Below are 9,106 nucleotides of genomic sequence, written 5' to 3'. Positions count from 1 at the left end.
GGATAAGGCCTGCGAGGCCACCAAAAACCAGGAATTCTGCAATGAGGCCAGAAAAATGCGCTATGTCCTCGGTCTTCCCTGGCAGCCCGGCAAAAAGACTCCGGAGGGCGGCAGGAAATAATCACTCTGTCATTCTCACACTGAGAAGAACAGCCTGCCCCGCAGATCCTCCTGAGTTACCGGGAGGATTGTCCTTCTTAACTCATTTATTACTCATTTTTTTCCTGAAAACCATATCATAAATACATCCTGTCCCCGCTGCGATATAATGGCGCAGATTTCAAATACGCAGGAAAAGAATATGGGCAATACCAACGACTGGGGCTCCAACCTCCCCAAAATCGATAACCCCCTGAAAAAACTGGGGTATATCAAAATCCTCACCGGGCTGATATCCCTGGCCCTGTCTGTTTATGTGCTGGTCAGCATTACCTGGATCACCAAAACCGACATGGTCTCCGGCTGGATCTGCCTCGTGGTGGGCTTCGGACTTTTGACCTACTCCGTCAGGGAAGCCTGGAGCGGTTTCTACATGACCTTCAGAATGCCTCTGGGCCGTACCGATCCCTCGTCTCTGGCCGCTAACAGCAGCGTGGTGTCCGACCAGTCCAAATGCGATTACTCCGCGGACATTCTCTCCGAAATGCTGAACAGCCGCACCAACCACACCTTCAGGGAGCCGGCGAACTGGCTGGAAAACATGTTTTTCACCACTCTGAAGCCGCTCTATTTTCTGCCGCTGCCGTTCCGGAATCTGGCTCTTAAAGCCTCCTCCGCCATTATCCGCACCGTGATCAACCTGATGTGCTACCTTCTGGCGCTCTTTCTCTGCAAGACCGGGCTTATCACCGGAGACCTGGATTTTGTGCTGGCCCTCTACACCTGGTATCTCTTCCTGGCCATGACCGGCATTTGGAAATCCATGCGGAGCTATGACTACGCCAGCTTCTACAACAGTCCGGACACCTCCAGCTACCTGACTCCCGGGAAGCTGTCCATCAGCATCGCCATCGCTGTGCTGGTTCCGGTGCTGGCAGCTACGGGGTTTTCGTTTGTGAATTTTTATGAAATGCCGGTGTATCAGCATATTTCCGCTTTCATAAACAGCTTCTCCATCACGCCCTGGTTCCTGGCCATGTCCTTCGGCAACATCGCTCTCACGCTGCCTCTTCTGTGGCTCCTCTGGCAGAGATCCCGCTCCTATCAGGTGGTTACCGAGGTTTCGGAGCTCCGGGACAACTGGCAGCAGTCCATTCATCCGGACGAGCTCTTTATCGCTATTGAAAACAAAATCATGGCCAACCGCCGCTATATGGAGGTGCCCAACCGCATCTACCTCGACCTGAACCCCAACCTTTACGTGGACGGCAACAATGCCAAGGGCAAGTTCGAGGGCGTTACCATTCAGGAAACCCAGCCGGCCTATCAGAAGCCGGTGAACAGCATCGTCTTTAACGTGGTGCGGTTCTTTGCTTCAGTGCTGGGACATCTTATGAAGCTGGGCATTGCCGGCATTATCGTGTACCTGGCCTACCGCGGCGCCGCGGACGTCCGGGAGCTCAGCGGCAGCTATCAGGCGCTCTGCAACCATTTCCTGCCCTTTGTTCTGGGGATCCTCTGCCTCTGGATCTACTCCGGCATTCTGGATCGCGCCACCTACATTATCTGGGCGGAAATGAAGTTCGAATCCCTGCTCCTGTACTTCCGGGTCAACGGCACCTTCACCAGCTCCAAGATCTCCACCGGCATGAGCGTTTACGACTCCACCCGTTCGGAAAACGAGCTTATCAGATCCAGCATTTCGCCATGGATCATCATTTCCAGAATCGTCAGCACCACCTTCCTGGGCTTCGGGCCCCATCGCTTCAATAACAAGCGCTACATTATGGAGATGCACAAGGACGAGGCCGAGATGGACAATATCGTAAGAGAGTTCAAGGAGTACATGAATTCCCGGGAGAATATCGCCGGGGTGGCCCGGGAGGGCGATCTCCGGAATGCCAGCGACATTCTCAAGATGAACAGGGAGTCCGTGGCCTACAACAGAGACCGCATCGGAAATAATTCCGGGGCTTCCGGAGATGCGGGATTGTTTGGCGGCATTCTGACTGACAACAGCCAAAGCTGATAAAAAACGTCTCAAGGAGCTAAGCCCCGCGGAACTCAGGTTTTGCGGGGCTTTTTAATTTAAAACCAAAATTACTTTTCTAAGATTTCTTCCCAGTTTTCCGGAAAGCTCATAAAACCTAATCTTACGTATGGCAAATACTCATTTAACAGCAATTTAAATTGTGAGTAAAATTCATTCCATTGTTCATTATCCAGCACTTTTTTCAAGACTATTAAAACATGAAAAAGTTTTGTTTTTTTAGTTCTTGCATTACTCTTTAAAAAGTCATACTCTTTATGGAGCCGGGGAGTAATCTTAAGAGTAAAATTGTATAATCGCGCATAGTGGGCGCATACATTTCTGACCTCCTGCAGCAATCTGATCCAGCTGTTAAAATATACGTCTTTAGTACCGTACAACTTAGCGATGGCGTCCTTGTCCTTATCCAGCATTATCGAATACAGAGAAGTCAGATTGCCAAAGGTAAACAGCTCCACGGCAGCCCAGATGGGAAACTTCCCGCCATAATTGATGATATGGTGCTGAACAAACGGCAGTCGCTTGTTTCTTTCGACCATCGTGTTAAAATCATACAGAATTCTTCCCAGAACAGAATTACCATTAGCATCTGTTCTGTCGGCAAAATTATTAGGATCAAGATAACCTAAAGAACCATAATTCGTTGCCAAATGATATGAAATATTAGCTCTGAACTGAATTTCTATTTGTTCTATTACCAATGACAGCAGATTCTTCATTTTGCTGTCAAATGTATATAATTGATATAAATGTTTTAACGAAATACCCGGCCTGTATTTGTCTTTATCTTCCGGCAAAGTCAAACCATTTCCGTACCCGCTCAACCTGTAATAATTAATTTTCTTCAAAATCAGGAGAGCTTCTTCATCATCGTCTATTAAAAGGTTATGAAACTCTTTAAACCTTGTTATCTGTTCATCATAGGTCAGAGGGGGTTTTACATTTTGAAACATAGATCTCTGTCAAAAAAAAAGGCCCTTCACTGGTCCGCTGTACACAAAGTATCTCTCACAAAGTGTCTCAAGCGCAGAAGGGCTCTATTGCTTGTATTATCCCATAAAGCCGCAAAATATCAACAAATTTTGCAAACTTTTTTGATGCACATCAAAGTAACACTTTTTCCCGGTCTCAGCAAAACTCCTCCTTAAAGCCCTGTCTCCAGAACCCATGGATGTTAAAGCTCTGCATCGTATCCGCAGCGGCGCGCGAAGTGTCCCGTTACCGCAAACCAGTGTTGCAGCCCGGCATTGGAACAGTTCCGGGAACTCAGGAGAGCAGCCCGATCAGGCCTTGAGACAGTTCAGGATATCCTCCGCAATCATAGCCTTTCGAAGATCAAAGGCGCCGTTACTGAGGGTCTCCTTCCGGCTTTGCTCTCCCGCAAAATACCTGAGGAGATTCCCGAGAGAGGCCTTGTTGGCGGTATACCAGGGCTCCGCCGCCGGGAAATGCTCCTCCGAAATCGGCTTCCCGTTGTACTCCAGAGGCTGGTAGTGCCATGGGGATCCCGTAACATATTCCCCTGTAAGCCGGAGGACATTTGGGATTACCTTGTCACCAAGAGCATTCCTGGCATCGGCGCCGGTAACGGTAACCCGGTGCCTGATGCCGCTCAAAGACGGATCCTCCCGGCATACAATGCGGAGCTCGGTTCCGGAGGCAGTTTGGGCAAGAATTTCCGCGGGGGCGGTTCTTACTGCGGAGACCACGTCCTGCAGCTTATGAACCACCAGAGATACCGGATGGGAAACCGTTTCATAGAAGTACTCTTCAGGAGTGAATCTGGTATTGAGATCCAGGTGATAAAGGCATTCAATGCTGATACTCCGGATAGATCCCATCTCCTCCAGCTTTCGGTAAAAAATGTCCATATCCTGCAGAAAGGGGTAGGCGTAATTGAAGAAGATCTCCCCGGAAAGATCCTGATACATCTCCGGAGTCCCCCGGAAGCCCAGCACCGGCTTTTCGCAAACAATGCCGCAGGAACGCTTCTGAAGCTCCTTAAGCACCTCATAGTGCTGCGCCGCCGGCACAGCCACGGAAACAACGTCAAAGCCGGATCCCGGAAGCTCCGATACCGACTGGTATCTCCCGGGGATCCCGTACTCATCGGCGATCCTCCGGCACTTCTCCATATCCCGGCCTACCACCGCTGTTACCTCATGACCAAGCTCCCGACAGGCGCTTAAGTGCACCCGGCCCCAGTTAAGTCCGATAACCGCAATTTTCATAAAGCCTCCGAAATAACAGTATATGAGATGCCTTAACGCCGGGATTTCGGAACGGCGCGACATGGTAAAAAGATTAGCAGCGCTCAATGGCCAGAAGATTTACTCGGCCTTGACAATAATAGCCAGAAATCTGGCTCCCCGCTCTCCGGCCCGGGCATAGTGGCTCATGCCCCGGGACACCCGGTGGAGATCCCCCGCCTTAAGATCGCGTCTGAATACGGCACCGGAGGCATCCTGACACTCCGCATAGAGACTGCCCTCCAGAACATAATAGTACTCCTCGGTATCATCATGACGGTGCCAGCCCACGGAAGCTCCCGGTTCCAGAAAGCTTTCCAGGATCCCGTTGAGATTGCCGTTAAAGGAAAAATGTTCTTGAGTGCCAGGCTGCTCGGAGGTGATCCATTTACAGAAATTAAGCCCCTGGCCATGCCGGGGATCGGTTTCGGGAAAGGCGGTGTTTTCATGAGCATTGCGGTAGACCACCCGGGCCATGTCCGGGGAGTTCTTGAAGTAGCGATCGCCGGGAGCGCGTTCCTCAGGGCAGATCCGGGCCCCTGATGCATGAAAATCACGGCCGTCACGGTAATCAGAAGGGGGTATATCATTCATGGAAAGGCATTCCCTGAAAAATTCCGGAAATGAAGGTCAGCTGCAGTTCTCTTAAAAATGTTATAGAAGGGGGATCCGGCCGTCAAGAACAAAAGCATTATCCGGCGGGGACGGGTAAGAAACGGACAATGAACAAAAGACCAAACTCTGAGATATGTCAGTCGTATCATACTTACAAAAACTGCCTCAGTCCCCGAAGACGCTAAGACAGCTTATGATTTTTGGCTGCAGGGCAGCCGGGGCGCTTACATTTTGAGATCGGGCGCTCCCGGCGATTCACAGGTCTCAGGGATGCAGACCTCGCAATACCGCTGCGATCAGTACTGAAAGCAATGTACCTGACATCATTAGCATCTGTCCATCCATGGCCAATTAGTTTTATTTAATCATATCTTCAATTGTTCTGACAAAATACTGGGTATCCAGGAAATAGTTAGGGTATGCCTTCTTTAACTCCTTAAGATTTTTGGATCTTACCAGAACCACGGATTTGCCAGTACTATTTCTGTTTTTCTTCTCTAAAGCATCATAATGAAGAACGGCTTCTTCCTCGTCATCAAATGGAATGACTTTAATTGAAAAGTCCTTTTGCTCATCCGCAGCAAGGTATAACACAAAATAGATATCGCCGGAATTCTTTAAATTAAGTGCCGGTTTAAGGGCAGACAAGCCTTTTAATTTAGCAAGAATCTGCTGTGTTTGATCTGCATCTCTCATCATTTGTATTAATTCATCTTTCGTGCATTGCTTATATTCATCCAATACATGGCAATTTTCTTTAATTGAGAACAGGGCGCTGGCAAGCTTAAAAAACTTTCTGTTTTCTTCCTCCCCCAGTCCTGATTTGTAAGAAACCTTGTCAATCACACCGAGGGTTTCAACAGAGGTTGCCCAGGCGTGCTGGAGTTTAGTTCTTATCTGGATTTCAATCCTCATGTTATTAATATCTTCATTTTGTTCATTTTTATATTTGAATACCTGATGAATGCTTCTGTAACCATCGGGCTTTGGAGTTTCAATGTAGTCTTTTGGAGGTACGATAATCTCATGTTTCGATTTTTTAATCAAAGCTTCATGAACCTTTTTAACATCAGAAATCTTAGGAACAATGATCCTTATTCCGCCAACATCCTGCATTTTTGAAACAGACATCTCAGGGAAACGGGTAATCTTTCCGATAATAGAGATCATTCTTTTTAAACGCTGGCCCACAATACATTCAATCCCTAATTTCTTCAGACGATTATCAACGATTGATCTGATATTGCGTAATGGAAGCATATGGTTGTATCTCCATTGGTTTAACAGCTCAATGGCTTGTTCCTTTTCTGCATCGTTACCATTACGAATGGTATCACCAGCTTTATTTATTTGTTTATTGCTAACCTTCATAAAAAGCACCAGAACAAAATGATCACCAGAAATCGTTTATGTTATAAATAGTACCGTATTAAATCAATTTACATTTCCAAAAACAAGAATGATGTAACTTTAGTATATAATATGACAAACATTTGAAAAAGGGGATTACTCGTCAAGAAAGATGTCCATACCAGACATTATTCTAATATTTCATCAGTTTACCGGCAACGGGAACCAAAATCATGGCGATAATTCCCCGGACAAAGCGGACTGATGCAGCGCGGATTTTATGGCAAACCCGGCAATCAGGGCAAGGAAGCTAAAAAACGCGATCCGCCATATTCTGCAGAGCCGGACAAATGAAGCCGCATACTCGGGAGTCCGTATCTTCAAATAAGAGATGCCGGCAGGCCCCGGGAAGAAGCAGCCCCCGGAAAAAAACAATGTTCCTTAAGTGCTGGCAGGGGAGTTCCGGTTCTTCATTCATGATACATCATCTTTAAGACAATTTCAGGGATCTCACTGGTTTTGAGAATGCGCTTCTTATTACCCATGCGAAGGTCAGAATTTCCCTGTTAGGCTTATCTCACTGATACACAGATATCCAGCCAGTGGATCCCGGGCAGCCCCTGAGACGCAGCCGAAGCATCTGCAAATAATTCCCGTCTGCAAACTTCGGGAACAGTCTATAATCGAGGGAAAGCGGCCGGTTTCATGTCATTGCCGGACGCGGTTTTCCGGAGAAAACTATGAACCAGATCCTGATCTGCCTCCTGATTCCCTTTGCCGGTACCGTTATCGGGGCCGCTCTGGTCTTCCTCATAAAGAACAAGATCCCGCCGGCAGTCGAAAAGAGTCTTCTGGCCTTTGCCGCCGGAGTCATGACCGCAGCCGCAGTGTGGAGTCTCCTCCTGCCGGCCTTTGACGCCGCAAAGGATCAGGATTACGGCAATCTGGCCTTTATCCCTCCGGTGGCCGGGTTCTGGTCAGGGATCCTGTTCCTCCTTCTCCTGGACAATCTGATTCCCCACCTCCACATTCACAGCGAAACTCCCGAGGGCCCCCGTTCCCGGCTCAGCAAAAACACCATGCTGGCGCTGGCTGTTACGCTGCACAATATTCCCGAGGGCATGGCCGTGGGAGCGGTTCTGGCGGGGAGTCTGTCCGGAAGCGCCGTAATGACCGTGGCCGGAGCGATTTCATTAGCATTGGGGATCTCCATTCAGAATGTTCCCGAGGGAGCAGTGGTAGCGCTGCCCCTCCGGGTCAGCGGCCACAGCCGGCGCCGGGCCTTTATCTTAGGAACGCTTTCCGGCATTGTGGAACCCCTGGGAGCCATTGCCACCATCATGCTGGCCGGGCTCGCTCTCCCGCTTTTGCCGTATTTTCTGGCCTTCGCCGCGGGAGCCATGATCTACGTAGTGGTGGAGGAGCTTATTCCGGAAATGTCGGAAGGGGAGCATACCAATGTCACCACCTTGGTGTTCAGTCTGGGCTTTACCCTGATGATGACTCTGGATTCTCTCCCGTCCTAGCTCTTTCTTAAATGCGGTACCGCGCTGTTAAGAGGGCGGAGGGCGATTCCGGATCTGCGCTCCGTTGAATTGCGATTTCCTTCAGAAGCTCCGTTTGGCCCGGCGATTTTTATGAGCGGTACGGCACGGTGAGGCTCCGGTTCTCTTGTCAGAAATTCCTGAAGTCCTAAAATATGACGCTGCATCAGGAGCTTTTCCGAACTGTTGCGTTTTGATTTATGACACGGAGTTTCTATGGAGCCTTATTCTGCCGGCTTTTTATCGCTGCTGCCCCCGGTGCTGGCGGTCATTCTTGCTCTTAAGACCAAGGAAGTGTACTCGTCCCTTATTTTCGGGATCCTGTCCGGAGCTCTGCTTTATTGCTCTCAGTCCGGCGGAAATCCGCTGATTCGGCCGGCAGAGGTGACACTGGAGATCCTGGCCGCGAAATTCGATTTGAAGATTGCCATTTTCTGCGCTCTTCTGGGGGCTCTTATCAGTGTCATTAACGCTTCCGGAGGTATTCGGGAATACGGAAAATGGGCGCGTAAAAAACTGCAAACCAGAAGAAAGGCGCTGTTCTCCACCATGTTTCTGGGGATCCTGATATTCATTGACGATTATTTCAACTGTCTTACCGTAGGCACAGTCATGAAACCGGTAACCGATGCCCAGAAGATTTCCCGGGAAAAGCTGGCCTTTATCATTGACAGCACGGCGGCTCCGATCTGCATCATTGCTCCGATTTCCTCCTGGGCTGTGGCGGTAAGCTCCAACCTGACCACCAAAGCCGCAGAGGAAACTCCCTTTATGATTTTCCTCTCCTGCATTCCCTGGAATTTCTACGCCGTATTCTGCCTGTGCTTTGTGCTTTTGATTATCGCCCTGGACTTTGATTTCGGGCCCATGCGCCGGGCCGAGCTTACCCATCAGGAAAAACTGGCCGAAGGGGAAGAAGATGTCAATACTCCGATTCCGGTGGACTGCGAAGTAACACCAAAGCCTTCCGGGACCATTGGCGATATTCTGATCCCCATTGGCTTCCTGATTACTGCCACAGTGCTGGCCATGCTATCCACCGGAGGGTTCTGGAAGGAGGGGGAAGCTTTTCATGAGGTGGCGCTGGCCATGGGGAACTCGGATCCCTCGTTTTCCCTGATTCTCGGGGCTTTGGCCGGACTTCTGGCGGTGTTTTTCAAGTACATTCCGAGTAAAATCTCCACCATGGCGGATTTCAT

At 49.4% G+C, this 9,106-nt stretch carries 7 protein-coding genes; 3 read left to right on the top strand and 4 right to left on the bottom strand.

From position 1 onward, the window contains the following. Positions 1 to 301 precede the first annotated feature (301 nt). Positions 302 to 2,128: a hypothetical protein gene (locus tag ACJROR_RS13165; RefSeq protein ID WP_406547484.1), complete on the top strand. Its 1,827-nt coding sequence runs from the start codon at positions 302 to 304 to the stop codon at positions 2,126 to 2,128. Between the two features lie 71 nt (positions 2,129 to 2,199). On the opposite strand, the gene ACJROR_RS13160 is transcribed toward ACJROR_RS13165, so the two are convergent. The 4 genes from ACJROR_RS13160 to ACJROR_RS13145 form a co-directional block, all read right to left on the bottom strand. Next, positions 2,200 to 3,102 carry an Abi family protein gene (locus ACJROR_RS13160; protein ID WP_406547482.1) on the bottom strand — a complete coding sequence of 301 codons (903 nt, stop codon included), beginning with the start codon at positions 3,100 to 3,102 and terminating at the stop codon, positions 2,200 to 2,202. A gap of 330 nt (positions 3,103 to 3,432) precedes the next feature. Further along, positions 3,433 to 4,380, bottom strand: coding sequence for a Gfo/Idh/MocA family oxidoreductase (locus tag ACJROR_RS13155; protein ID WP_406547480.1), 948 nt, complete (start codon positions 4,378 to 4,380; stop codon positions 3,433 to 3,435). Between the two features lie 99 nt (positions 4,381 to 4,479). Then, positions 4,480 to 4,992: a cupin domain-containing protein gene (locus ACJROR_RS13150; RefSeq protein ID WP_406547478.1), complete on the bottom strand. Its 513-nt coding sequence runs from the start codon at positions 4,990 to 4,992 to the stop codon at positions 4,480 to 4,482. Between the two features lie 378 nt (positions 4,993 to 5,370). Continuing rightward, positions 5,371 to 6,384: a GTP pyrophosphokinase family protein gene (locus ACJROR_RS13145; RefSeq protein ID WP_406547477.1), complete on the bottom strand. Its 1,014-nt coding sequence runs from the start codon at positions 6,382 to 6,384 to the stop codon at positions 5,371 to 5,373. A 719-nt stretch (positions 6,385 to 7,103) separates the two neighbouring features. On the opposite strand from ACJROR_RS13145, the gene ACJROR_RS13140 reads away from it, so the two are divergent. Further along, positions 7,104 to 7,889 (top strand): ZIP family metal transporter, encoded by a 786-nt coding sequence (locus tag ACJROR_RS13140; RefSeq protein ID WP_406038984.1) that lies wholly within the window; start codon positions 7,104 to 7,106, stop codon positions 7,887 to 7,889. A gap of 234 nt (positions 7,890 to 8,123) precedes the next feature. Next, positions 8,124 to 9,106 (top strand): Na+/H+ antiporter NhaC family protein (locus ACJROR_RS13135; protein WP_406547475.1); only part of this gene is annotated, 983 nt, incomplete at its 3' end.

It is taken from the genome of Succinimonas sp., assembly GCF_045225735.1.
Classification (GTDB): Bacteria; Pseudomonadota; Gammaproteobacteria; order Enterobacterales; family Succinivibrionaceae; genus Succinimonas.
The sequence above is the reverse complement of the archived record's forward strand: the minus strand, read 5'-3'. Positions and strand labels throughout refer to the sequence as shown.

Coding starts and splice junctions, on each gene's coding strand:
- ACJROR_RS13155 (WP_406547480.1), bottom strand. CDS start 4,380: ATGAAAATTGCGGTTATCGGACTTAACTGGGGCCGGGTGCACTTAAGC.
- ACJROR_RS13150 (WP_406547478.1), bottom strand. CDS start 4,992: ATGAATGATATACCCCCTTCTGATTACCGTGACGGCCGTGATTTTCAT.
- ACJROR_RS13165 (WP_406547484.1), top strand. CDS start 302: ATGGGCAATACCAACGACTGGGGCTCCAACCTCCCCAAAATCGATAAC.
- ACJROR_RS13140 (WP_406038984.1), top strand. CDS start 7,104: ATGAACCAGATCCTGATCTGCCTCCTGATTCCCTTTGCCGGTACCGTT.
- ACJROR_RS13145 (WP_406547477.1), bottom strand. CDS start 6,384: ATGAAGGTTAGCAATAAACAAATAAATAAAGCTGGTGATACCATTCGT.
- ACJROR_RS13160 (WP_406547482.1), bottom strand. CDS start 3,102: ATGTTTCAAAATGTAAAACCCCCTCTGACCTATGATGAACAGATAACA.